Source organism: Polynucleobacter sp. AP-Nino-20-G2 (assembly GCF_018688235.1).
In the GTDB taxonomy this organism is placed as follows: Bacteria; Pseudomonadota; Gammaproteobacteria; order Burkholderiales; family Burkholderiaceae; genus Polynucleobacter.
The window spans coordinates 1,875,649-1,899,615 of record NZ_CP061313.1; the positions used below are offsets into that span (position 1 = coordinate 1,875,649).

At 46.6% G+C, this 23,967-nt stretch carries 31 protein-coding genes; 6 read left to right on the forward strand and 25 right to left on the reverse strand.

Annotation, left to right across the window (positions count from 1 at the left end; translation table 11 throughout):
- Positions 1 to 15: 15 nt before the first annotated feature.
- The 6 genes from FD960_RS09710 to FD960_RS09735 all read right to left on the reverse strand — a co-directional run bounded on the left by FD960_RS09710 (position 16) and on the right by FD960_RS09735 (position 4,710).
- A complete protein-coding gene (locus FD960_RS09710; RefSeq protein ID WP_215299007.1) occupies positions 16 to 210 on the reverse strand; it encodes a DUF2970 domain-containing protein in 195 nt (64 codons plus the stop codon).
- A complete protein-coding gene (locus FD960_RS09715; protein ID WP_215299009.1) occupies positions 207 to 788 on the reverse strand; it encodes a cytochrome c oxidase assembly protein in 582 nt (193 codons plus the stop codon). Before FD960_RS09715 ends, FD960_RS09710 begins: the two co-directional genes overlap by 4 nt.
- A 14-nt stretch (positions 789 to 802) precedes the next feature.
- A complete protein-coding gene (locus FD960_RS10520; protein WP_215299012.1) occupies positions 803 to 1,018 on the reverse strand; it encodes a cytochrome oxidase small assembly protein in 216 nt (71 codons plus the stop codon).
- Positions 918 to 2,525, reverse strand: a complete 1,608-nt coding sequence (ctaD, locus tag FD960_RS09725; RefSeq protein WP_215299014.1) for a cytochrome c oxidase subunit I — start codon at positions 2,523 to 2,525, stop codon at positions 918 to 920. The genes FD960_RS10520 and ctaD overlap by 101 nt, the downstream gene beginning before the upstream one ends.
- A gap of 40 nt (positions 2,526 to 2,565) precedes the next feature.
- Positions 2,566 to 3,723: a cytochrome c oxidase subunit II gene (gene coxB, locus FD960_RS09730; protein ID WP_215299015.1), complete on the reverse strand. Its 1,158-nt coding sequence runs from the start codon at positions 3,721 to 3,723 to the stop codon at positions 2,566 to 2,568.
- A gap of 180 nt (positions 3,724 to 3,903) precedes the next feature.
- On the reverse strand, positions 3,904 to 4,710 hold the full coding sequence (locus FD960_RS09735) for a methyltransferase domain-containing protein (protein ID WP_251369790.1): 807 nt from the start codon (positions 4,708 to 4,710) through the stop codon (positions 3,904 to 3,906).
- A gap of 236 nt (positions 4,711 to 4,946) precedes the next feature.
- Between FD960_RS09735 and FD960_RS09740 the strand changes: the two genes are divergently transcribed.
- Positions 4,947 to 5,477: a ComF family protein gene (locus FD960_RS09740; RefSeq protein WP_251369791.1), complete on the forward strand. Its 531-nt coding sequence runs from the start codon at positions 4,947 to 4,949 to the stop codon at positions 5,475 to 5,477.
- Between the two features lie 25 nt (positions 5,478 to 5,502).
- The gene (trmL, locus tag FD960_RS09745) at positions 5,503 to 5,973 is read left to right on the forward strand and encodes a tRNA (uridine(34)/cytosine(34)/5-carboxymethylaminomethyluridine(34)-2'-O)-methyltransferase TrmL (RefSeq protein ID WP_215299016.1); all 471 of its coding nucleotides are present in this window, start codon (positions 5,503 to 5,505) and stop codon (positions 5,971 to 5,973) included.
- Between the two features lie 7 nt (positions 5,974 to 5,980).
- On the opposite strand, the gene FD960_RS09750 is transcribed toward trmL, so the two are convergent.
- Genes FD960_RS09750 through FD960_RS09765 form a run of 4 tightly spaced genes read right to left on the reverse strand, consistent with a single transcriptional unit; the run spans position 5,981 to position 8,237 of the window.
- Positions 5,981 to 7,003, reverse strand: coding sequence for an NAD(P)H-dependent glycerol-3-phosphate dehydrogenase (locus tag FD960_RS09750; RefSeq protein WP_215299017.1), 1,023 nt, complete (start codon positions 7,001 to 7,003; stop codon positions 5,981 to 5,983).
- Between the two features lie 24 nt (positions 7,004 to 7,027).
- Positions 7,028 to 7,531 (reverse strand): protein-export chaperone SecB, encoded by a 504-nt coding sequence (secB, locus tag FD960_RS09755; RefSeq protein ID WP_215299018.1) that lies wholly within the window; start codon positions 7,529 to 7,531, stop codon positions 7,028 to 7,030.
- Positions 7,532 to 7,552: 21 nt separating this feature from the next.
- On the reverse strand, positions 7,553 to 7,807 hold the full coding sequence (grxC, locus tag FD960_RS09760) for a glutaredoxin 3 (protein WP_215299019.1): 255 nt from the start codon (positions 7,805 to 7,807) through the stop codon (positions 7,553 to 7,555).
- Between the two features lie 16 nt (positions 7,808 to 7,823).
- Positions 7,824 to 8,237 (reverse strand): rhodanese-like domain-containing protein, encoded by a 414-nt coding sequence (locus FD960_RS09765; RefSeq protein ID WP_215299020.1) that lies wholly within the window; start codon positions 8,235 to 8,237, stop codon positions 7,824 to 7,826.
- Positions 8,238 to 8,259: 22 nt separating this feature from the next.
- On the opposite strand from FD960_RS09765, the gene gpmA reads away from it, so the two are divergent.
- The 3 genes from gpmA to FD960_RS09780 are packed head-to-tail and all read left to right on the forward strand — an operon-like array spanning position 8,260 to position 11,177.
- Complete coding sequence (gpmA, locus tag FD960_RS09770; protein ID WP_215299021.1) at positions 8,260 to 8,949, forward strand: 2,3-diphosphoglycerate-dependent phosphoglycerate mutase; 690 nt, start codon at positions 8,260 to 8,262, stop codon at positions 8,947 to 8,949.
- A 12-nt stretch (positions 8,950 to 8,961) separates the two neighbouring features.
- Positions 8,962 to 10,395, forward strand: a complete 1,434-nt coding sequence (locus FD960_RS09775) for a S41 family peptidase (protein ID WP_215299023.1) — start codon at positions 8,962 to 8,964, stop codon at positions 10,393 to 10,395.
- Between the two features lie 23 nt (positions 10,396 to 10,418).
- Positions 10,419 to 11,177, forward strand: coding sequence for a molybdopterin-synthase adenylyltransferase MoeB (locus FD960_RS09780; RefSeq protein WP_215300678.1), 759 nt, complete (start codon positions 10,419 to 10,421; stop codon positions 11,175 to 11,177).
- Positions 11,178 to 11,181: 4 nt separating this feature from the next.
- Here FD960_RS09780 and ptsP read toward each other — a convergent pair whose 3' ends face one another.
- The 8 genes from ptsP to FD960_RS09820 all read right to left on the reverse strand — a co-directional run bounded on the left by ptsP (position 11,182) and on the right by FD960_RS09820 (position 18,692).
- Positions 11,182 to 12,933 carry a phosphoenolpyruvate--protein phosphotransferase gene (gene ptsP / locus FD960_RS09785; protein ID WP_215299025.1) on the reverse strand — a complete coding sequence of 584 codons (1,752 nt, stop codon included), beginning with the start codon at positions 12,931 to 12,933 and terminating at the stop codon, positions 11,182 to 11,184.
- Between the two features lie 2 nt (positions 12,934 to 12,935).
- Positions 12,936 to 13,205 carry an HPr family phosphocarrier protein gene (locus FD960_RS09790; RefSeq protein ID WP_215299027.1) on the reverse strand — a complete coding sequence of 90 codons (270 nt, stop codon included), beginning with the start codon at positions 13,203 to 13,205 and terminating at the stop codon, positions 12,936 to 12,938.
- Between the two features lie 8 nt (positions 13,206 to 13,213).
- The gene (locus FD960_RS09795; protein WP_215299029.1) at positions 13,214 to 13,648 is read right to left on the reverse strand and encodes a PTS sugar transporter subunit IIA; all 435 of its coding nucleotides are present in this window, start codon (positions 13,646 to 13,648) and stop codon (positions 13,214 to 13,216) included.
- A gap of 2 nt (positions 13,649 to 13,650) precedes the next feature.
- Positions 13,651 to 14,592, reverse strand: coding sequence for a glutathione synthase (gene gshB / locus FD960_RS09800; RefSeq protein ID WP_215299031.1), 942 nt, complete (start codon positions 14,590 to 14,592; stop codon positions 13,651 to 13,653).
- A gap of 27 nt (positions 14,593 to 14,619) precedes the next feature.
- On the reverse strand, positions 14,620 to 15,918 hold the full coding sequence (gene gshA, locus FD960_RS09805) for a glutamate--cysteine ligase (protein WP_215299033.1): 1,299 nt from the start codon (positions 15,916 to 15,918) through the stop codon (positions 14,620 to 14,622).
- Between the two features lie 105 nt (positions 15,919 to 16,023).
- A complete protein-coding gene (locus FD960_RS09810; protein WP_215299035.1) occupies positions 16,024 to 17,487 on the reverse strand; it encodes an ammonium transporter in 1,464 nt (487 codons plus the stop codon).
- 13 nt (positions 17,488 to 17,500) lie between these two features.
- Positions 17,501 to 17,839, reverse strand: coding sequence for a P-II family nitrogen regulator (locus FD960_RS09815; protein ID WP_011903792.1), 339 nt, complete (start codon positions 17,837 to 17,839; stop codon positions 17,501 to 17,503).
- A 25-nt stretch (positions 17,840 to 17,864) separates the two neighbouring features.
- On the reverse strand, positions 17,865 to 18,692 hold the full coding sequence (locus tag FD960_RS09820) for a TorF family putative porin (protein WP_215299037.1): 828 nt from the start codon (positions 18,690 to 18,692) through the stop codon (positions 17,865 to 17,867).
- Between the two features lie 260 nt (positions 18,693 to 18,952).
- On the opposite strand from FD960_RS09820, the gene FD960_RS09825 reads away from it, so the two are divergent.
- On the forward strand, positions 18,953 to 19,210 hold the full coding sequence (locus tag FD960_RS09825) for an accessory factor UbiK family protein (protein ID WP_215299039.1): 258 nt from the start codon (positions 18,953 to 18,955) through the stop codon (positions 19,208 to 19,210).
- 12 nt (positions 19,211 to 19,222) lie between these two features.
- Here FD960_RS09825 and FD960_RS09830 read toward each other — a convergent pair whose 3' ends face one another.
- The 7 genes from FD960_RS09830 to FD960_RS09860 are packed head-to-tail and all read right to left on the reverse strand — an operon-like array spanning position 19,223 to position 23,934.
- Positions 19,223 to 19,810: a hypothetical protein gene (locus FD960_RS09830; protein WP_215299041.1), complete on the reverse strand. Its 588-nt coding sequence runs from the start codon at positions 19,808 to 19,810 to the stop codon at positions 19,223 to 19,225.
- On the reverse strand, positions 19,803 to 20,813 hold the full coding sequence (lipA, locus tag FD960_RS09835) for a lipoyl synthase (protein ID WP_215299043.1): 1,011 nt from the start codon (positions 20,811 to 20,813) through the stop codon (positions 19,803 to 19,805). Before lipA ends, FD960_RS09830 begins: the two co-directional genes overlap by 8 nt.
- Positions 20,810 to 21,454, reverse strand: a complete 645-nt coding sequence (gene lipB, locus FD960_RS09840) for a lipoyl(octanoyl) transferase LipB (RefSeq protein ID WP_215299044.1) — start codon at positions 21,452 to 21,454, stop codon at positions 20,810 to 20,812. The genes lipA and lipB overlap by 4 nt, the downstream gene beginning before the upstream one ends.
- Positions 21,455 to 21,462: 8 nt before the next feature.
- Positions 21,463 to 21,732, reverse strand: a complete 270-nt coding sequence (locus FD960_RS09845; protein ID WP_215299046.1) for a YbeD family protein — start codon at positions 21,730 to 21,732, stop codon at positions 21,463 to 21,465.
- A 48-nt stretch (positions 21,733 to 21,780) separates the two neighbouring features.
- Positions 21,781 to 22,497 (reverse strand): alpha/beta hydrolase, encoded by a 717-nt coding sequence (locus tag FD960_RS09850; RefSeq protein ID WP_215299048.1) that lies wholly within the window; start codon positions 22,495 to 22,497, stop codon positions 21,781 to 21,783.
- A gap of 21 nt (positions 22,498 to 22,518) precedes the next feature.
- The gene (locus FD960_RS09855; protein ID WP_215299050.1) at positions 22,519 to 22,827 is read right to left on the reverse strand and encodes a ferredoxin; all 309 of its coding nucleotides are present in this window, start codon (positions 22,825 to 22,827) and stop codon (positions 22,519 to 22,521) included.
- A gap of 12 nt (positions 22,828 to 22,839) precedes the next feature.
- Positions 22,840 to 23,934, reverse strand: a complete 1,095-nt coding sequence (locus tag FD960_RS09860) for a VanZ family protein (RefSeq protein ID WP_215299051.1) — start codon at positions 23,932 to 23,934, stop codon at positions 22,840 to 22,842.
- Positions 23,935 to 23,967: the final 33 nt, after the last annotated feature.

Consider the following 23,967-nt stretch of genomic DNA (forward strand, 5'->3'; position numbering starts at 1 on the left):
TTCAATCAAAAAAAATCAATGGGAAACAACTGCTTTCACTATCAACAAGAGGACTGCCATAAAAATTAAGGCTCCCACCACTCCTGCAATGATAATGTGAACAAAACTGAGTGAAGCAACATCCTCTTGCAAGCCCGACTGCTTACGGACACCCAAGAAGCCCCACATTACTGCTTTCATAGACTGCCAAAAACTGCTTTTCTTTTTCATGACGCTACCTTTGATTTTGGAGCTGGAGGAGTACCAAGTCCCAATTCAAAAAAGGTATACGACAAAGTAATTGTTTTCACATCCTCAGGCAAACCTGCATCAATGACGAACACTACCGGCATCTTTCTTGTTTCATTTGCCGCTAGCGTTTGCTCCTGAAAACAAAAACACTCTAATTTCGTAAAAAACTCTGTTGCGCTTTTGGGTGCGTAACTCGGTATCGCTTGCGCCTTTACTGTGCGGCCCAAATTATTGGTCACCTCATACACAATTTCAGACATCTCGCCGGGATGCACTTCTAAAAAATTCTTTACAGGCTTAAAGGTAAACGGACCACGACTATTGGAGTCAAACTCAATGGTCACTGTACGCGAACTATCTACCTGCGTATTACCGACCTTATTAGCGCTATAGGCTCTGACACCATAATCATTTTTACTAGTGACTACGTTAATCCCAGTGACCTCACACAAGGCCTTGTACATCGGAACCAATGCGTAACCAAAACCAAACATCATCACAGCCGCAATTAAGAGCTTTAATAAAATTTGGCGATTAAGAGATTGAGTAGAGACCATCGCAATAAGCGGGATTAACCCAATAAGCTCCGTTTAATCACAATTCCAATAAAGAACGTCAGTACAACACTCAGAAGTACAAACCCCAACCTACGATTGCTCGCAGCCAGGGTTTGTTTCGCTGAAGAATTAAATTCCTGCTTCACGCATCTGCTCTGCACTAGGCGGAGTTTCAAAAGTGTGATGTGGTGCTGGTGAAGGAATAGTCCACTCCAAACCTTTTGCACCATCCCATGGCTTCATCGGTGCCTTCTCGCCATGACCGCGATAAGCAGGCAAGACAACGAAGAGTAAGAAATAAACCTGTGCCAAACCAAAGCCCAAGGCGCCAATCGATGCAATCATGTTGAAGTCAGCAAACTGAGTTGGGTAGTCTGCGTAACGACGTGGCATACCAGCTAGACCCAAGAAGTGCATTGGGAAGAAGGTGATGTTGAAGAAAATCATGGAAGCCCAGAAATGGATCTTGCCGCGAGTTTCGCTAGCCATGTGGCCAGTCCACTTTGGACACCAGTAGTAGAAACCAGCGAACATTGCAAACAAAGAACCCGCAACCAATACATAGTGGAAATGCGCTACTACGTAGTATGTATCTTGAACACCGATATCAATCGGCGCCATCGCTAGGATCAAGCCAGTAAAGCCACCCATGGTGAATACGAAAATAAAGCCGATGGCCCACAACATTGGAGTCTCAAAGGTCATTGAACCTTTCCACATTGTTGCAACCCAGTTGAAAATCTTCACACCAGTTGGAACAGCAATCAACATTGTGGCGTACATAAAGAACAATTGGCCTGTTACTGGCATACCAGTAGCAAACATGTGGTGAGCCCAAACGATGAATGACAAGATCGCAATCGATGCTGTCGCATAAACCATGGAGCTGTAACCAAACAATGTCTTTCTGGAGAATGCTGGAACGATTTCACTAATAATTCCGAATGCTGGAAGAATCATGATGTAAACCTCTGGGTGACCGAAGAACCAGAAAATATGCTGGAACATGATTGGGTCGCCGCCGCCAACAGCAGAGAAGAATGAAGTGCCGAAATGACGATCAGTCAGAACCATGGTGATCGCACCAGCCAATACAGGCATTACCGCAATCAATAAGTAAGCAGTGATCAACCAAGTCCAGCAGAACATTGGCATCTTCATCAATGTCATGCCAGGAGCGCGCATGTTCAAAATCGTCACAATGATGTTGATTGAACCCATGATTGAAGAGGCGCCTAATAAATGGAGAGCAAAAATTGCCATATCCATTCCAGGGCCCATCTGCGAAGTCAATGGAGCGTAAATAGTCCAGCCACCTGATGGAGCGCCACCAGGAACCAAAAATGAACTCAACAACAAAGTTGCAGCCACTGGCAGGATCCAGAAGCTGAAGTTATTCATACGCGCAAACGCCATATCAGATGCGCCAATTTGCAAAGGCACCATCCAGTTAGCAAAGCCAACGAAAGCCGGCATGATCGCGCCAAACACCATGACCAAACCGTGCATGGTCGTTAATTGGTTGAAGAACTCTGGGCGCAAATATTGCAGACCAGGTTGGAATAGCTCCAAACGAATTCCCAAAGCCATCATGCCGCCAGCTAACAAGCTAACAAACGAGAAGATCAAGTACATCGTGCCGATGTCTTTATGGTTGGTTGCGAACAACCAACGACGCCAACCATGTGGCATGTGATCATCGTGCGCGTGATCGTGGGTAGTAGAGACTGTGCTCATGGATTACTCCGGTTTCGTTTTATCTGTATTAATGAATGGATTACTTGCCACCGCGTGCGGTAATAATGTCTTGGGTCTGAATCACTTCACCCGTCTTATTACCCCATGCATTGCGGGTATAGGTGATCACAGCAGCGATATCGCCATCAGAAATCACGCCAGCCCATTTAGGCATTGCATTTTTGCCGTTCAGCAAAATGTTATATTGACCTTCTTTAGGGCCGTTAACCACTTTGCTGCCATCCAATGCTGGGAATGCACCAGCACCCTTGCCGTTAGGCTGATGGCATGCAGCGCAATTTGCTGCGTACACTTTTGCACCACGCTCTTTTTGCTCATCCAAGGTGTAGGCCTTTGAAGGATCATCAGAGGCGGCTGACATTTCTTTTTTCTTCTGTGCAACCCAAGCGCTGTAGTCTTCTTGTGACACCACTTTCACCACGATAGGCATGAAGGCGTGTTCAGCACCGCACAACTCTGAACACTGACCACGGAATGTGCCAATAGTGTCAGCACGGAACCATGTATCACGTACAAAACCTGGAATCGCATCTTGCTTAACGCCAAACGCTGGAATAGTCCACGCGTGAATCACGTCATTAGCAGTAGTAATCAAGCGAATTTTTTTTCCAACTGGCACAACCATTTCGTTGTCCACTTCCATCAAATAGGTATTTGATTTTGGTGCCAAGTTGTTAATTGCTTCACGGGATGTCGACAAAGTAGACAAGAAGCTAATGCCCTCGCCCTCACCTTTGATGTAGTCGTAACCCCATTTCCACTGATAACCAGTAGTTTTAATCGTGATGTCTGAATTTGTAGTGTCTTTCATAGCCACAACTGTTTTAGTTGCTGGCAAAGCCATACCAATCACGATAAGCAAAGGAATCACTGTCCAAATAATTTCAACAGTGGTGCTCTCATGAAATGAGGCTGACTTATGACCCAAAGATTTGCGATGTTTCAAGATGGAGTAGAACATCACCCCAAAAACACCGATAAAAATCAATGCGCAGATGACCAACATCATCCAATGCAACCAATGGATTTCTTGCATGATTTTGGTTGCTGGCGCAGCAAAATTGAGCTGATTGACAGCTGGGCCGCCAGGCATATTTTCTGCTGCATGTGCAAATGCAGTGCCGAAGGCTGCTACTAAATAGAGCGAAGCCCTTGTGACTTTTCCAAATAAATTCATCTTATTCTCTGTTTATTGTCGTGAACTTCTGTGGCAATACAGCCCCAGATAGCCCAAAAAGCGGTATCAAGCCAATACATCCAGCAGAGATTATAGGGTTAATTAAGTTCAACAACAAACCAGGTAAACCAGGCTTGCCTCAATCTTGATAAAGGTTTTAATGATAGTGATCACTTACACTTAAGCAGAATCACTCCTAGTCTTGCGCTGGATTTGATTTAGATCAATATAGGCCACATGGTCCTCCGCTTTAGCCAGGTGCTTACCAATCACCCAAGCGTGTCCATAAACCACTTCTAAGGTCAGTTTTTTGGGTAATTTATCCCCAAAAAAGGGGCTTTCGATGCCTGATTCAATCATTTTGAGCGCTTTGGCGTCGGCTAGCAAAACCGCATCTGACTCGTAATCCAACTTCAAAAACTCCATATCCATCACTGGGTCAGAAAAACGTTCCCCCAAAAGAGCGTCTCCCATATCGTGCATATCCCATGGGTTTGCCAATTTTTTTAAAGCAATCTGTTGTGGTGTGTCGCCAGCCATATAAAGCTCTTTAGCCGTATCCGGCCCTAAATAACTCAATGTGAGTAAACCACCCTCTTTGAGTACACGCCAACATTCCTGCAAGAAATGCTTTGGATCAGGCAAATCCTGAATCAATAAAACGCTAAATACTAAATCTACTGAATTATTTGGAAGATCAAGGCGACCCGTTTTTTGATAGCTCGCCAAGGAAACGGTAGGTGCGACCTTAAAGCCAGAACTCCACAAACGAGAGACCTTCAATTTCAACCGTTCCCACGCGGACAGGTCAGACTCTGGCGCACTATGAAATCGAATGCCAGGAAAACGTTTCGCCAAAAAATGAGCGTGCCGCCCGGAGAAATCCGGAATGACTAAGACATCCTTTACTTGCATCTTCACGATGTCTAATTTTTGCAACATACGGTCTGCAATTTCATCCTGAAGCCATCTGATTGATTGGGTCATTGGCTCAGTATACTCAGCGCCCGATGCGAATATTTGAGAATATTTTTCAAGCGATAAGCTCGCATCTTCTGCCAAGCGCATGCATCGTTTGCGAGGCCTATCAGCAGCAGACCTTGTGCACTCAATGCGCCGACTTATTGGCCGCCGAGCAACTCTCACACTATGAGTGCTGCCAACAATGCGGCATTACCTTACTCGCGAGTGAGATTACTCAACAGCGATGTCAAGAGTGCCAATTGAATTCACCTTATTTTGATGAAACCTACTGCTTAGATCGCTATCACGGAAAACTGCAGAGAGCCCTGCATCAACTGAAATATCAGAAGCGCCTAGCATGCGCACATGGACTAAGCGCTGCTTGGAATCAGTTAATGAATGAACAAATAAGAGATGTCCAGGCAAGTTATTTGCTGCCAGTGCCATTAAGCCAAGAAAAACTTTGCTTGCGTGGCTTCAATCAAAGCTGGGAATTGGCCAGAAGAATTCAATGCGCGCCTCATATCCATCAATCCCCCTTCATCTTGAAGCGTCATCACCACACCCTGCATCAAGCCAATGAAAGTCGACTCAATCGACATAAGTCAATTCAGGGAATGTTTTATGTCAATCCAAAATACCAATATCAACTAGAGAACCAAACAGTGATCGTATTTGATGATGTCATGACTACTGGCGCCACCTTAAATGAAATCGCCCGCATTCTGAAGGACAATGGCGTATCTCGTGTTATTAATTGGGTTCTATTAAGAACACTCCGTCAAGCATGATGGAGAACAGCGCAAAGAGCAGAGCATGTTTAATATTGTTTTATTCGAACCAGAAATTCCACCCAATACTGGGAACATCATTCGTCTGTGCGCGAATACTGGCGCCAAGCTTCATTTGATTGAGCCGCTAGGCTTTCCGATGGAGGATGCCAAACTGCGTAGAGCTGGCCTGGACTATCACGAGTTCGCTAGAGTCAAAGTTCATCAGAACTGGGCGCAATTTCTTGCGAATGAACAGCCCAATCCTGAGCGCATGTTTGCACTGACTACTAAAGGATCCGGCAAGTTCCATGACGGCAAATACTTACCGGAAGATTATTTTGTCTTTGGCTCCGAGACCAAAGGAATTACTGAAGAAGTAAGAAGCTCTATCCCCAAGCCAAACCAGATGCGTTTAGCGATGCAAGACAGCAGCCGTAGCTTGAATCTCTCGAATACTGTTGCTATTGTGGTTTACGAAGCCTGGCGCCAGAATGGGCTTGCTGGCGGAAACTAATCGAAGATCAGGATTCTACTTTGGGGTCGCGCCCCATTAATTTTTTTACCGCTTCTTTTGGAGCAAGCTTTCCAGATAACACCTCACCCATCATGGCAGTAATGGGCATCTCTACCCCCAAACGCTCAGCCAGATTGCCAACAGCAGAGGCACATAAAACACCTTCAGCCACATGACCTAAGCTTCCTAAAATTTCCGGCAAAGATTTTCCTGCAGCAAGAGCAAGACCAACGCGACGGTTACGCGATAAATCCCCAGTGGCAGTCAAAATTAAATCGCCAACACCAGTCAATCCCATGCAAGTTTCTGGTCGGCCGCCAGCCGCTTTTACCAAACGCATCATTTCCGCAAGGCCGCGTGTCAATACAGCAGCGCGAGCGTTAAGACCTAAATCCAAACCATCGCCTATACCGGCGGCAATTGCTAATACGTTTTTAATGGCGCCGCCCAACTCAACGCCCACCAAATCATCGCTAGCGTAAATACGCATATTGCCGTGATGAAAAGCAGCTTGAACAATGTCACACAGGGAATTGGATTGACTTGCTACCGTAAGCGCGCAAGGCATGCCATTGCCAACCTCTTGAGCAAAGCTAGGGCCAGAAAGTGCGCCATAGGCATGATGCAATCCATGGCTGTGCAATTGGTCCTCGCGCTCAACCACTTGATGCGGCAATAAGGTAGTACTCGGCTCAAGACCTTTGCATAGCCAAACGATATTGAGCGGATGTTTAGCAATCCGCAATACCTGTGTAACCGTCTCCGACAACCCGGACATTGGTGTCGCAATTACCAAAAGATCATTTTCTGAGAGGCGCTCGATAGCGCGCTCTAAATTAGCCTCTAACACCAGGCCCTTAGGCAAAACAACGCCGGGCAAATAGCCAGCGTTTTCACCCGTCTTTTGAATGTCGTCTAACTGCTGCGAGCTACGCGACCACAAACATACAGCGCCTGGCTCAAGATGGCGTGCGGCTTGCGCAGCCATGGCAGTACCCCAGGATCCAGCTCCAAGCAGCGTCACTTTCATGATCTGTGGACCTTTCGCGTGGATTTAGTTAGGAAGCTTTCCCTTGCCTTCCTCGGCAGCAGCTTGCTGAGCCTGCATGATGCGGTGCTCATACATACCGTGGAAATTGATTTCATTTAAATGAATCGGCTGAAAGCCTGCGCGACTAATAGTGTCGGCAATATTGGAGCGCAAGTATGGATACAAAATCGTTGGGCAAGCAATGCCTAACATTGGATCGATTTGCTCCGGAGGAATATTGCTGAACTCAAAGATTCCAGCTTGCTTTGCTTCAACCAAAAAGAGAACTTTGCTCTCCACCTTGGCAGTAACCGTCGCAATTAAAGCGACTTCAAAAATTTCATCACTCAAACGAGTGACGGCAACATCAACCTCAACCTCTACCTGAGGCTCAGCTGCCACCAATAAAATTTGCGGGGCATTTGGTTGCTCTAAAGAAAGATCTTTGAGATAGATGCGCTGAATACGAAATCCAGGCTCTTTAGAGTTATCAGCACTGTCTGGTGTTGGGATAGATTGTTCAGTCATTGCAAACTTTCAGAATAATTTTTAAGCCAATAATGGGTCAAGTTGTCCAGCACGATCAAGGGCGACTAAATCGTCATACCCGCCAACATGTGTTTCGCCAATATAAATTTGCGGAACTGTGCGTCGGCCAGTGCGGGTCATCATGATGTCGCGTTGTGCGGGATCACGATCAATCAAAATCTTTTCTAGATTCGCGACACCTTTTTTTTGCAACAGCTTTTCTGCCATGACGCAATATGGGCAAACTTGGGTGCTATACATCGTAACTAAGGGCATATCAGACGCTCGAAAATTATTTAACTAGTGGAAGAGCTGCGGATTGCCAAGCCTGAACGCCGCCGTCCAAAATCCCAACCTCAGCAAAACCTAACTTTTGAGCCTCGGCAAGGGCTTTACGCGAGCTCACGCCAGTCTCGCAAACCAAAATCAATGGGTGCTTACGATCTAGTTTGAGCTTATCAATGCCAGCAGTGAGCTGGGCTGCAGATAGGTTTTTAGCGCCTGGCAAATGACCGGCTTTAAATGCCGCCTCGGGGCGTAAATCTAAAACAGAGGCTTTGCGACGATTCATCCAAATGGTTGCCTCGGTAGCCGATAAGCCTTTTCCGCTAATAAGCGTAGATAATGTAGGCAGGAAAAGCGCTAAGCCCGTTACTACTAAAAGGGCGATAAGCGCTAAATTATCAATTTGCGTGAGAAAGTTCATCACCGGATTATAGAATGGCTCTATGAAACAACTTGTCCTTATTCGTCATGGCGAATCCGCCTGGAACCTTGAAAACCGCTTCACTGGCTGGGCGGACGTTGACTTAACCCCAAAAGGGACAGAGCAGGCCCTGGCCGCTGGTGAAAACCTCAGAAAAGCAGGCTATGAGTTCGATGTTGCTTACACCTCAGTTTTAAGACGGGCAATTCGCACTCTTTGGCATGTACAGGACACCATGGATTTGATGTGGCTCCCAGTTGTCCATAGCTGGAGATTAAATGAGCGTCATTACGGCGCCCTAACCGGATTAAATAAGGCCGAGACTGCCGCCCAATATGGAGATGCACAAGTACACATTTGGCGTCGCTCCTATGACGTACGCCCTCCATTGCTGGAAACTGGCGATGACCGTAATCCACAAAACGATCGCCGCTATGAAAAACTCAGCCCTTCAGACATTCCATTAGGCGAATGCTTAAAAGACAACGTCGAGCGAGTTTTGCCACTTTGGAATGAATCCATAGCCCCAGCCCTCAAAGCGGGCAAACGAGTGTTGCTCGTTGCGCACGGAAACAGCATCCGCTCTTTAATTAAATACCTAGATCAGGTATCTGACGAAGACATTATGGAAATTAATGTCCCCAACGGCATCCCTCTCGTTTATGAGCTGGATGACAACCTCAAACCGATTCAACACTTTTATTTGGATTAGGGTAAAAAAAGCATGCGCGTATTTCTGAAGAACTTTGCCCTAGTCACTGCTGGCTTAATCGCCGGGGTTGCAGCAACCATTCAATTATCGGCAACCGCCCAACAAGGCGCCACATTGCCTCTAGATGAGCTGCGCACTTTATCGAATGTCTTTGCTCAAATTAAACGTGAGTATGTCGAGCCTATTGAGGACAAACAGTTACTAACGGATGCCGTCAAAGGCATGGTGAGCAGTCTTGATCCGCACTCTACCTATTTAGATAAAAAAGATTTCTCTGAAATGCAGGAGCAAACAAGCGGGAAGTTTGCGGGCCTCGGTATTGAAATCACTTCTGAAGATGGCGTAGTTAAAGTACTCAATCCGATTGAAGACAGTCCCGCAGCGCATGCTGGACTACAGGCCGGTGATTTAATTACTCGCCTGGATGACAAGCCTGTACGAGGTATGTCTCTTGATAAGGCAGTGCGCACGATGCGCGGCACACCAGGCACGAAAATTACTTTGACCGTATTTCGTAAGAGTGAAGAGCGCAGCTTCCCTGTAACCATTACCCGCGCTGAAATTAAAGTGCAATCTGTTAAAGCCAGGATTTTGGATAACGATATCGCTTGGGTGAGAGTCACTAGCTTTCAAGAGCGCACTGTTCCTGATTTGGCGAAGAAGTTAATTGAACTCGCCAATCAAGATCCGAAAATGAAGGGCATCATCCTTGATCTGAGAAACAATGGTGGTGGCTTACTTCAAGGCGCTGTTGGCGTTGCCGCAGCCTTTCTGCCTGCTGATGCAGTCATCGTCTCGACCAAAGGTCAAACACCAGACTCTAAGCAGGTATTTAATGCGACGCCTGCTATGTACCGCCTGAGCGAGGCTGGCGATCCTTTGGCCGGTGTTCCTGCCATGTTTAAAAAGCTGCCAATGGTCGTATTGGTCAATGCGTACTCAGCATCTGCCTCCGAAATTGTCGCGGGCGCCTTGCAGGATTACAAACGCGCAACCATTATTGGTAAAACCACTTTTGGTAAGGGCTCCGTACAAACAGTACGTCCTCTAACAAATGATTCCGCTTTAAAAATTACAACGGCGTATTACTACACGCCTACTGGCAGATCCATTCAAGCCTATGGCATTAAGCCGGATATCGCAGTCGATCAAAACAAAGATGGTGATCCAGATGATGTGTTGATTACTCGCGAAATTGACAGTGAGAAGCATCTGCGCAATAAGCAGTCATCCGAAGAAAAGCTGATTGCTGATCGCGAGAAGCGTCGCCTTGAGGAGCTACAGCGCATTGAAGAGAAAAATGCCAAGAAGACTCCTGAAGAAAAAGAAAAAGAGAAGTCCAAGAAACCTACCGAACTTGGTAGTGCTGATGACTTCATGCTTTCCCAGGCTGTGGCTTTTATCAATGGTGAGCCCGTGAAGCGCTCTGCTTCAAAACTCGAGTAAGCGCTTCCTTGGCTTTATTCAATATGAATGATGAGCAGCTACTTCGCTACTCGAGGCATCTCCTCCTCGAGGAAATTGATGTCGCAGGACAAGAAAAGGTTCTAAGCTCGCACGTCCTCATCATTGGTGCGGGTGGCTTAGGCAGTGCAGCAGCGCCCTACATTGCCGCTGCTGGCGCAGGAAAGATCACTTTAGTAGATCACGATCAAGTTGAATTGACTAACCTGCAACGTCAAATCATGCATTCTCAAGACTCTCTTGGGAAAAGCAAAGTGGAGTCAGGCAAGCTGTTCTTGCAAAGCCTTAACTCAAATTTGGTGATAAACGCCATTCAGGAAAAAGCATCCGAAGCTTTACTTAACTCATTACTACCCACTGTTGATGTTGTCTTGGATTGCACTGATAACTTCGCAACGCGCCATCTAATTAATGCTGCCTGCTTCAAGCATCACATTCCATTGGTCTCTGGCTCGGCATTGAAGTTTGACGGTCAATTGAGTGTGTTTGACTTTAGAAGTGATTCCTCACCTTGCTATGCCTGCCTCTTTTCACCAGATGAGCAATTTGAGGAAGTCAGTTGCGCCAGCATGGGCATCTTCTCACCCCTAGTGGGAATTATTGGCGCCATGCAGGCAGCTCAAGCCTTACAAATTCTGATTGGGTTTGGCCAGCCATTGGTTGGAAGAATGCTACTGTGGAATGCACTCAATACCCAGATTAATGAAATTCGAATTTCTAGAAATCCTGAATGCCCCGTTTGTGGGCAGCGTCACTCGGCCTAAGCTATCAAGCTAGGAGTTTTTCAAGCGCCTGAGCTTGATCCTCTGGCTCTATGGCTTGCAATACGGCCTGGATACGTGACTTCAGTAGACCCACATCGGCTTTCAGAATTTCACGCTTGACCAATAACAGCTGGCTAAAGTGCATTGAAAAGTCAGTCAACCCCAAACCTAACAACAACTTCGTCATCGTCGGATCACCCGCCATCTCACCGCATACGGCTACAGGAATATTGGCCCGCTTTGCCTGATCAATAATATTGAATAGCAGATTCAAGATTGCAGGATGATACGGGTCATAAAGATGCGCCACCGCATGATCCGCACGATCGATTGCTAATGTGTACTGAATTAAATCGTTTGTACCAATTGATAAGAAATCAAAGCGGTTAATGAACAAGGGCAATACCAAAGCGGCGGCCGGAATTTCAATCATGGCGCCCACTTGGATGTTTGGATTGAATGGCTGTCCACGCTGATGCAACTGTTGCTTTGCTTTTTCAATCAAGCGCAATGTCTCATCAATTTCTTTCACATGAGCCAACATTGGAATCATGATGCGAGCTTGGCCATGCGCCGAAGCTCTTAAGATCGCCCTCAACTGAGTCAAGAAGATTTCTGGCTCGGTGAGAGACCAGCGAATAGCGCGCAAGCCCAAAGGAGATGTTCCGGTTTGGGATAAATCGGAGCCAGAGCCCAAGGCCTTATCCGCTCCCACATCAATAGTGCGGATGTTCACTGGCAAACCATGCATCAAATCGACTACACGGCGATACTCTTGATATTGCTGCTCTTCGTCTGGCAATGCTTGATTGCGATCCATGAATAAAAATTCTGAGCGGAATAAACCAACTCCAATTGCGCCTAACTCTACCGCTTGAGTAGCATCTTCAGGTAATTCAATATTCGCTAACAACTCAATGGCCACCTTGTCTGCTGTGGCGGTGCGAGAGTGTTTAAGCTCTTGGAGCTTGCGCGTCTCTTCGATCGCCTTTGTTTGTAACAAACGATATTCCGAGAGCAATTGCTCATCTGGGGCAACCACCACCACACCATGCTCACCATCAATCACCAACCAATCACCATGACGAATCATCTCGCTGGCATGGCGCACACCAACTACCGCCGGTATTTCCATGCTGCGCGCAACAATTGCGGTGTGGGAAGTTTTTCCGCCGAGGTCAGTAACGAAACCAGTAAATGCGTGCTCTTTGAAGCGCAACATGTCATGAGGCGCAATATCATGCGCCACAATAATGGCATCTACGCCAACATCGCTTGGCGATAAGAGCTCGGAGTCACTCAGCGTATCTTTTTGCTGTGCGTTGAGGGCCTTAAGCACTCTCTCCGCAACCTGGCGAATATCATTTCCCCGCTCTTTCAGATAAGGATCTTCAATCTCGGAAAATTGTTCGAGGAGATCATTCAGCTCGGTCGTCAATGCCCAAGCGGCATTGAGTCGTTGCGTGCGAATGAGTTTCAACGGCTTCTCAGCCAAGGCTGGGTCAGCCAAAATCATGCCATGCACATCTAAGAATGCAGCCATCTCTTGTGGCGCATCTTTTGGCAATCCTTGACGTAGTTGCGCCAATTCCAGGCGCACTTGCTCAAAGGCGTCTAATAATTTTTTGGCTTCCGCCTCTTCCTTACCAGACTCAACTAAGTAATGACTGACCTCTAATGCCGCACGCGAAATCAGTACAGCTTTGCCAATGGCAATGCCCTTTGATACTGGAATTCCGTGCAAGGCAAAAGTCATCCTTACTCACCCTCACCAAAACGATCATTAATCAGATCTACCAAAGCCTTCATCGCTTCATCCGCCTGATCGCCAACTGTTTCCAATGTAACAGTGCTGCCTATTCCTGCCGCAAGCATCATGACACCCATAATGCTCTTCGCATTAATTTGACGACCATTGCGTGACAAGAAAATCTCACAGGGAAATTGGGCGGCAAGCTGTGACAGCTTTGCAGATGCACGTGCGTGTAAACCCAATTTATTGATAATTTCAATTTCAGTAACTGGCATGGCTAGGTTTATTTCTCCACAGTTTCTTGATGCGCCTTAGAACCCAAACGCAAAATTCCATTTTGACCGCCTTGTAATGCTTTCTGGGCTAACTCTTCTAGGCCCTCTCCACGGTGAGAGATGCAACGCATGAGCATAGGTAAATTGAGTCCAGCCAAAACAATGAGTGGAGAGTTCAATCCCGAGAGGGGGCCAAGCGCCTCTAACTTGGATGCCACATTTGCAGGGGTAGCACCCATCACATCCGTCAGAATTAAAAGCCCCTTACCTGTATCAACACCATAGGCCGCTCTCAGGACTCGATCAAAGCTCGCTTTAGTGTCTTCATGGGGAGGAATATCGACAGCCCTCACTCCTTCAGGCAAAACCCCAAAAGCATGCTCGGCAAATCCCAGCATGGCGCTTGCTACTGGAGTGTGAGCAACAATAACAATTCCGACCATGTTTACGCTAGCGCCTTTTCTAGGGCTTTTAACCAAAATTGTGGAACATCAAAACCACTTTGCTCAGTGATCTCTACAAAACAGGTTGGGCTAGTCACATTAATTTCAGTGACATAAGCACCAATCAGATCTAATCCTACCAAGAACAAGCCACGCTCATTCAAAATAGGCGCCAGATATTCCGCGACTTTCTTTTCAGCATCTGTCAGAGGCATAGCAACACCCTTTCCGCCAGCAGCCAAATTTCCTCGAATTTCACTACCCTGAGGAATACGAGCAAGCGCGAATGGAACTACTTCACCGCCGATCAAGAGCACCCGTTTATCGCCTTGAGCAATCTCCGGCAAGAAGCGCTGAACCATCAAGGTGCGCGCGCCATTCTCACCCAAGGTTTCGACGATGCTAGCGAGATTCAAGCCATCAGGACCAACACGGAAGATTCCCATACCGCCCATGCCATCTAAAGGCTTGATCACAATATCGCGATGCTCTTGATGAAAAACTTCAATGGCAGCAAGCTCACGAGTAACCAATGTTGGGGGAATCAGTTCCGGAAATTCTGTGATGGACAATTTCTCAGAGTGATCACGGACAGCCGCTGGATTATTAAAAACTTTTGCGCCCTGACGGGTAGCCGCAGATAACAACCAAGTCGTATTGAGATATTCAATATCAAAAGGTGGGTCGGTACGCATCAATACCGCTGAGAAAGCATTTAATGCGCGCCCTTCAATCTCACCCAACTCAAACCATGCGGTGCTGCTTGGCTTGACTGCGAGTGATTGGCAATCAGCTACTACAAGATTATTTCGCCAAAGAATATTGCGGCTCTCACAAAACCACAGTTTATGACCAGCCTCTTGAGCAACACGCATCATCGCCAACGTGGAATCTTTACTGATCTTGAAAGATTCCAAGGGATCGGCAATAAAAAGAAGGTCCATTTTTATGTCCGAATATCCATTAATAAATTAAGCAACTTCAGCATTAGGATCGGAGCGTTCAAGCTCCAACGATGCCGCTAACAATGCCAAGCGAGCTACAACGCCATATAAATAGAAGCGATTTGGCGGAGCGCTACCTGGCTTGGCGCCCATATCTGGCATAGAGTTTTGCTCAAATGCCAATGGCACAAAATGCATACCAGGCGCATTGAGATTCTCATCTGGGCCACGATCAGTATGTACGCGATAGAAGCCACCAATGACGTAGCGATCAATCATATAGACCACGGGCTCAGCCACGGCTTCGTTGACTTTCTCAAAGGTATATACGCCTTCTTGAATCAATACATCGCTTACCTCAAGACCTTCTTTAACCACACTCATCTTGTTGCGGTCTTTACGGTTCAAACCCTTGAGTTGTGATGGATCGTTCACCACCATCACGCCCATGCCATAAGTTCCGGCGTCAGCTTTAACAACGACATATGGCTTCTCTTTAATACCGTATTCGCGATACTTTTTAGCGGTCTTCTTTAAAACCTTCTCAACAGCATCCTGTAACTCTTCCTCACCTTTGCGCTCGTGGAAATTCACATTTGAGCAACTCGCAAAGAATGGATTAATCATCCAAGGATCAATATCAACTACTTTGGCAAACTTCTTAGCCACTTCATCATAAGCAGCGAAGTGATTTGATTTACGACGTACATGCCAGCCGGCATGCAAGCCAGGCAATAAATATTGCTCGTGTAGATTTTCTAAGATCGGCGGAATGCCAGCAGATAAATCGTTGTTCAACAGAATGGAGCATGGATCGAAGTCTTTCAATCCCAAACGCTGCTTCCTCAATCCCAAGCGAGATAAAGGCTCCATTAATAGGCGGTTGCCATCAGGCAATTCTATCCAAGTGGGCTTCTTGATTTCATCAGACAGAGTGCCTAGGCGGACATTCAGTCCCGCTTGACGCAAGATAGATGAGAGACGCGCGATATTCTGCAAATAGAAAGTATTGCGTGTGTGACGCTCAGGAATTAGTAATAGGTTTTTTGCCTCTGGACAAATCTTCTCAATAGCAGCCATTGCAGCTTGTACTGCTAAAGGCAACATCTGCGGGGAAAGATTATTAAATCCACCGGGAAAGAGATTGGTATCGACCGGTGCAAGCTTAAAGCCCGCATTACGCAAGTCAACCGAACAATAAAACGGTGGGGTATGCTCCTGCCACTCAAGCCTGAACCAGCGCTCGATAGTTGGAGTAGCTTCTAATACCTTCGACTCGAGTTCGAGAAGAGGGCCGCTAAGGGCAGTGATGAGATGTGGGACCATTTCACCATTGTAAGATTTTTAAAAGAAAGACGCGGAATCCGAGGATCCCGCGCTTAAAAACCGGGCAACAATGCTTTGCCGCCCGGTGAGGGGTAAATCTACCGATTAAGACTCGTAGGCTGACTCACCATGTGAGCTGATATCCAAGCCTTCGCGCTCTTGATCTTCCTTAACGCGTAGACCAATCACGATATCTACCAATTTGTAGGCAATGTAAGAAACCACGCCAGACCAAATTAAGGTAACGATCACGCCTTGGCTCTGAATCCATAATTGGCTAGCAATAGAGTAGTCAGGAGCAGCAGCATTCGCCACATAATCCCAAATACCTGTTCCACCCAAAGCTGGATCGGCGAATACACCGGTTAACAAAGCGCCCAAAATACCGCCAACGCCATGCACACCGAATACATCCAAGCTGTCGTCTGAACCCAAAATCTTCTTGAGACCAGAAACACCCCACAAGCAAACTACACCAGCAGCAGCGCCGATGATGAGGGCACCCATTGGGCCAACAAAACCAGCAGCAGGAGTAACCGCAACCAAACCAGCTACGCAACCAGATGCGCCACCCAACATGGAAGGCTTACCCTTGTGAACCCACTCAGCTACTGACCAGCTTAATACTGCAGCAGCTGTTGCCAATAATGTGTTTACGAATGCCAAGGCTGCACTGCCGTTCGCCTCGAGAGCAGAACCAGCATTGAAACCAAACCAACCGAACCACAAGAGTGATGCACCGATCATGACGAATACTAGGTTGTGCGGCTTCATCGCTTCTTTGCCGTAACCCAAACGCTTGCCGATCACGAATGAACCTACCAAACCAGCAATCGCTGCATTGATATGAACAACAGTGCCACCAGCAAAGTCGAGAACACCCTTCTGCCACAACCAACCAGCACGTGCAGTGATAGCTTCAAGTGATGCAGCATCTTTGATGTCGTCAGGACCAGGCCAGAACCAAACCATATGAGCGATTGGCAAGTAGCTGAAAGTAAACCAGAGGATCACAAACAACACGATTGCGGAAAACTTAGCACGCTCAGCAAATGAACCAATGATCAAGCAGCAAGTGATTGTTGCGAATGCAGCTTGGAAGGCCATAAATACAAACTCAGGAACTACAACACCTTTACTAAAAGTTGCCGCAACTGAATCTGGAGTAATGCCACTCAAGAACAAACGATCAAGACCACCAATGAATGCACCGCCTTCAGTAAATGCAAAGCTATAACCATATAGCGCCCACAATACTGTGATCAAAGCGAAAACAAACATACACTGTACGAGTACAGAAAGAATGTTTTTGCTACGTGTTAAACCGCCGTAGAACAAAGCCAAACCAGGCAATGTCATCAAGATTACTAATGCAGTACACACTAGCAACCATGCTGTATCACCTTTGTTAGGCACCAATGCAGGAGCGGCAGCAACTGCTGCAGCAGCCGCCGCAACCGCTGGTTTAGCCTCATCAGCAAAAGCTGGTGAAGCCACCATGACGCTAGTTGCACCAATAGCCAAGGCCATTGCGCTTCCAGCTAGGAGTCGTTTCATCCAAGTTAACATTTTGAACCTCTCTTTAAAGTGCTGACGCGCCGGTTTCACCGGTACGAATGCGAATGACGTGTTCAACTGGTGAGACAAAAATCTTGCCATCGCCAATCTTGCCAGTACGAGCTGATTTTTCAATTGCCTCAATCGCTCGCTCCAAGATGCCATCTTCAACAGCAGCTTCAATTTTTACCTTAGGCAAAAAGTCGACTACATACTCAGCACCACGATACAACTCGGTGTGACCTTTTTGACGACCAAAGCCTTTAACTTCAGTGACGGTAATGCCCGAAACTCCCACTTCCGAGAGAGCTTCGCGCACTTCGTCAAGCTTGAAGGGCTTGATGATTGCGGTAATTAATTTCATATATTTCTCCGTTCAGAGTTGGAAATTAGAAAGTTTTTGTGAGGGTAAGAACGCCAGTTGATCCGCCCAAGTTTTTTCCTGATGGGCTAACGTATGCATAGGAACTACCAATTTTCTTGGCATTTGTTCCAATGTAAGCAGCTGCTAAAGACAAGCCACCCCCAAAATCTTTAGTCAAGCCAAGCTTCCAATCAGTGTAGCTATATTGACTAGAGTTAGATGTGGTGGTTCCCGCTGGCGTTCCAGCAATGTACTGGTAACCAACGTGTGCATTCACTGCAAGACCCCAAATGCCAGTGTCGTAGTTGGCAGTTAAATCAGGATAGTAAGAGCCGGAACTATTTTGGTTGCCGAAAGTATTTGTCACGGCATATGAAAACTTCAAGAAGCCAGTAACCGGGCCAAATGTATAGTTTTGAGCAGCATAAATCTCAGTCGTATTTGGATTTACGTTAGGGCTAGTAAAGTTTCCGCTTGTTGGGTAGTAGTACTGCAAAACACCCAAATCAGACGCAAATCCTTCACCGATGAGCTCTTTTTTTACACCAGCATAAAAGTCCATCTCAATACCAGAGGACACCGATGGGTTTAAGTTGTTTACCCAACTAATCGAGCTATTCCAGTTACCAATATAGAAACCGCTCTCATGCGCATAATCAAAGCCGCCTTGAATTGCTGGCTTTAGGTTTGACTGAGAAATACCACGATAGCGATAGTCACTGACCACCGAGACATTGGCCGCAATTGGGCTGCCTGCTTCTTCAGGATTTTCTGGTGTGTCAGCCGCAAAAGCTGCTGTAGCGAATAAGCCAGAAGCTGCAAGAGCGAGGGCTGTTTTGTGAATTGTTTTCATATATAGCTCCTAAGTGGTCATGAAAAAGGGATAAATGCTTTATTGCATGGAGTGATCATGAATCCCCCTCCGCCCCCCAATTTCTGGCGATTCACCTAAATAAGGCTAATGCACAATTTTGGTGCCAATATTTGCACCATTCCCGTACATTTTGGTGCAATTTCCTGATTTATGGCCTTTTCTGCATGATTTTGGCTCTACAACTTAAAATGGCTTCTGTATCTTTTATGCAACTCTTTATACGAACGGTGGGCAGTCTTATGCAAAAACCAGGCGAAATCCTAGAACAAATCCAGCGCATTGCTAGCGATATGCAAAACAAGGTTGGGGATGCCATCCGTAATTCACCGGCACAAGAAATTGAAAAAAATGTGCGCGCGATGATGAATCAAGGTTTTCAAAAAATGGACCTGGTTACACGCGAAGAGTTTGAGTTGCAATCTAAGGTGCTATCTAAGACCAGAGAAAAACTAGAGCTTCTAGAAGCTAAAGTAGCAGCCTTAGAAAAATCCCAATAAAAAACTAATCGCCTACTCCGGGTGAAACTCATCAAAGAAATTTGAGTAAGCCTCTTCAGAAAAAAACTTTTTAGCTTCAACTCGTGCTGGCGCAGAATGCAGGACAGATTGCTGGTAAATCCAAACGCCTCCATCTGACGCCATCCTAGTTATCCACCGCACTCGCATGGAAGTCTCTACCGCCCCAGTGGAAGGGAATTCTAAAAAATAATCTTTAATGGCAATGCGTTGATGATTTGCGGTTTGATAAAAAGATTCACTGCTTGCAGCTGTTTCTAAATTCACATTGGCTCGCTGCAATAAATTACCCTGCAGTTGCGCCAATAATTTTGGCGCCAAAGATGCCTGATCTTTACTGAGATGAATAGAACTGACCGAGTAAATATCATCATCAATTTTTACTGCCTCTAAAAATTGTGGGATCTCTTGATCTTGATATGGAATGTTGCGATCTATTTTTTCAGGCTTACCTGGAAATAAAACGCTATAGCCCTCTTGAGGGGACTGCACAGTACGCCAATCCAACTTAGGGCTACAGGCGGATAGTAAAAACGTCAGTACCAGAAATACACCAAGGCCTTGAAGACTGCGTTTAGACAACTCCAGCTCCGTGCGCCTGTTGATCAGCGTGATAACTAGACCGGACCATGGCGCCGACCGCCGCATGAGAGAAGCCCATGGCATAAGCCTCTTCCTCAAAGCGCTTGAATACATCAGGGTGTACATAACGTTGTACCGGCAAGTGATGGCCAGATGGGGCTAGATATTGCCCGATCGTGAGCATGTCGATATTGTGCTCACGCATATCACGCATCACCTCCAAAATCTCTTCATCAGTTTCACCCAGGCCCACCATCAAACCACTCTTTGTTGGGATATGCGGGAAACGTTCTTTGAAATCTTTTAAGAGTTTTAAAGAGTGAGCGTAGTCAGCACCAGGCCGCGCCTGCTTATATAAACGTGGGACTGTCTCAAGATTATGGTTCATCACATCAGGCAAACCAGCTGGCGCATGTTCCGAAAAAATATCCAAAGCTTTATCTAAACGGCCACGGAAATCCGGGACCAAGACTTCAATACGAGTGTTGGGAGATAACTCTCTCGATTGAGAAATGCAATCCACATAATGCATTGCACCACCATCACGCAAATCATCTCGGTCGACGCTAGTGATCACAACATAATTTAATTTCAGGGCGGCAATCGTACGCGCTAAATTAGCCGGCTCTTTTTCATCAAGAGGATCTGGTCTGCCATGGCCCACATCGCAAAATGGGCAACGACGCGTGCATTTATCACCCATGATCATGAAGGTGGCAGTGCCTTTACCAAAGCACTCACCGATATTGGGGCAGCTCGCCTCTTCACAAACGGTGACCAATTCATTCTCGCGCAATATTTTTTTGATTTCAGCAAAGCGGGAGTTTCCAGAGGCCGCCTTCACCCGAATCCAGTCTGGCTTCTTTAGAACTTCCTCTAGCGGAACAATCTTGATTGGTATACGGGCAGTTTTTTCGCTCGATTTTTGCTTACGCGAAGCATCGTAATTCACATCCTGGCGTGCGTGGACAGTAGAGTCGAGATCCGGCTTATTCGTAGTCATGATGTAATGAGTTGCTTCTGCAAATGCCCCAATAGGGCTTGGCCAATAATGTCTGTATTGTCCTTGATCCCAAGGGTTTGCATATCGACGGTCTTTAAGCCCTCATAACCACAAGGGTGGATCCGAGCAAATGCCCCTAAATCCGTTGCGACATTTAGCGCTAGGCCGTGATAGGAGCAGCCTTTTGAGACCTTGAGCCCCAAGGCGGCAATCTTGGCGCCGCGATTCTCCGGAGCCACATTGGCATCCTGTGCGACATAAATACCGGGTGCGCCGGGATGTCTCTCTGCCTGCAAGCCAAAATCTGCCAAAGTATCAATTAAGGCCTGTTCGATTCTAGAAACCAACTCTTTTACAAATAAACCTAAACGCCTCAGATCCAACAGCAGATACACCACAATCTGCCCAGGCCCGTGATACGTAATCTCACCACCTCGATCTACCTGCACCATTGGAATTTGATTACTAGGGGTGTGGAGGTTTTCTGGATCGCCAGCAAGGCCTAAAGTAAATACGGGCGGATGCTCAAGCACCCAGATTTCATCTGGAGTGCCGCTATCACGATGTTGGGTAAAGTCACGCATCGCCTGATAAGTCGATTCGTAATTAGCAATGCCTAGATGCTTGACTAAAATGGGCATACGAACACTTAGAGAACTATGCTTACCAATGGATGCGTAGAAAGCGTACGATACAACTCATCCAACTGCTCACGACTAGTTGCCGTAATCGGCAGGGTAATGCCCAAATAGTTGCCATCTTTAGAAGGTCTTTGCTCAACCTTGCTCTCATCAAATGTTGGATCGAATTGCCGAGCAATATGCAAGATCGCTGGTAGATATTCTGGGCTTGCCTTGCCCATCACTTTGATCGGAAATTCAGATGGGTACTCAATAAGAGATTTTCTATCTTCGGTCATGGTTTCCCTGTAATCTTTCTGAGTTATTTTTTAATCAGCTTCTGGTATTTAATGATTACGATGATCTGGCATTCCTAGCCAAGCACCAGTAATGATGTTGCGAATACAGTGCAAGCGGCGATGGAAAAAATGATCTGCGCCAGGAACCACTTGAACAGTTAACTCTTGTGGGCGCGCCCAATCCAAAACATCAATCAATGGAATAGTTTCATCCACTTCTCCATGAATCAAAATAGTATCTGCTGGCGCAGGAGCCAGATCCCACTTGCCAGCAGCGCTACCCACCATCACAAGGCGCTCTGCTGGACGACCAAGCTCCGACAATCTTTGAACGAGATGCGTGCCCACATAACTGCCAAATGAAAAGCCGGAAACTACCAAGGGCAACATATTGGCCTCATGAATCCAGCCCTGATGCGCTGTCGCTTCAACCTCTGTCCAGCTTGAAGGAGTACGCATCCAGTCGGTGACATGCAATAAATCCTCCATCTCACCAATACCATCATCATGAACACCAGCTGTAGCGCCCACTCCACGGAAATTGGGACGCACACTGACATACCCCAATTGGTTAAATGCGCGTGCCATTGTTTGCGCCACCTTGTTATCCATCGTGCCACCCATCAATGGATGTGGATGCGCCACCAATGCCAAACCTCTTACAGAGAACTCTGGATTATTTTTTAATTCATCAGGCAAATCGATGGACATTTCAATCTGTCCCACCACACCGTCAATATGAATTATTTTTGTACGACCATTCATGAAGTGCGCTTTCTAACTCTACTAAACCAACTGCAGGCGCTCTACTGGACGCCCCTGAATTAAATGAGATTGAATGATTTCTTCAACATCTTCGGTATCAACAAATGTATACCAAACACCTTCTGGATACACCACCATGACGGGGCCATCAGCACATCGGTCTAAGCATCCAGCCTTATTAATCCGAGTCTTCCCGGGACCAGAAAGGGCGAGCTCTTTCACGCGATTTTTTGCATACTCGAATAGTGCGAATGCGTTGTGTTGCTCACAACACTCCTCCCCATTACTGCGCTGATTGAGACAGAAAAATACATGGTGTTTAAAGCTCATAAAGAATATCAATCAAGGTTTTAAATGAAATATGGATTTGTTACGAATAAGCCAAACTAAAGCTAACGGCAACCATACTACCGAAACCCACTGCATGAGCTCATTAAAGTGCAATAGTCGCCCTTGATACCAATGCCTTAAGGTTAGAACAAAGTAGGGGTTGTCAGGCAAGAGGTTAATGGCAATCGTGGCACTAATCAAAGAAGCTAAAGCAAGCCAAAACTTAGTCGTATCGGAAAAACGTAAAGCCCACCTCAAACAAATACTACCCAGGATCATGCCCCACATGGCACCAGCAGTTAGCCAAAGCAAACTAAATTCAGCCCCAAATTGCAGTGCAGTAAAAATAATCTTTATCAAAACAGTGAAGCAAAGCAAACTATTTAATATTCTCCATTGCGGCGCTTTGGCACGCATCCCCAAAGATAGCAAGAGAGCTGCGCCAAGCCAACACAAGGCCGTAATGATAGACTCTTGAACGACATGGTTAATCACCATCGTTCCCCAATCTACGGAAGCAAAGATGGCGTGTCCCCAGACTCCAGTACCCAACCAAGAGCTCTGAGGATAAATTTGCGACCAAGGAAATAGCAGAAATAAGGCGCAAGCCGCCCAATTCAGTCCAAACCACTGATCAAAACGACGTCGAATAGCGCTTCCAGATAGCCACTGCGGTCCCAGCGGGATAGCCAGCAGAGCGCCGAGCAACCCACCCAAGACATTGGCCCACCAATCCATCTGACTAGGAATGCGGGTGGGTAGCCAAGATTGCAGAGATTCCACGCTAAAGGCCAAAACAGCACTAAAGCTCAAAGCAATCCCAAGGGCAACAAAATTACGCCAGCGGGGATAACACGCAAAAACCAGCAAAAATCCCAAAGGGATATAAGCCAAGATATTCACAGATACATCAAAAAGAGTGATAAACCGCGGCAAAGGAGCATCCAACCATGCCCATGGGGAAACCCCATTCTCAAAGCTGAAATCAAAGGGATTCAAGCTCACATAAATGATTAAAAGGGCATAACTTAGGCTAATGGCCCTCGCCAAAGGCATGGCCTGGAGGGGCCAAACAAACTTGCGAGGACGATGATCTTCATGATGCATTCCCCAATTCTAGGTCAGACCTTTCTACAATGG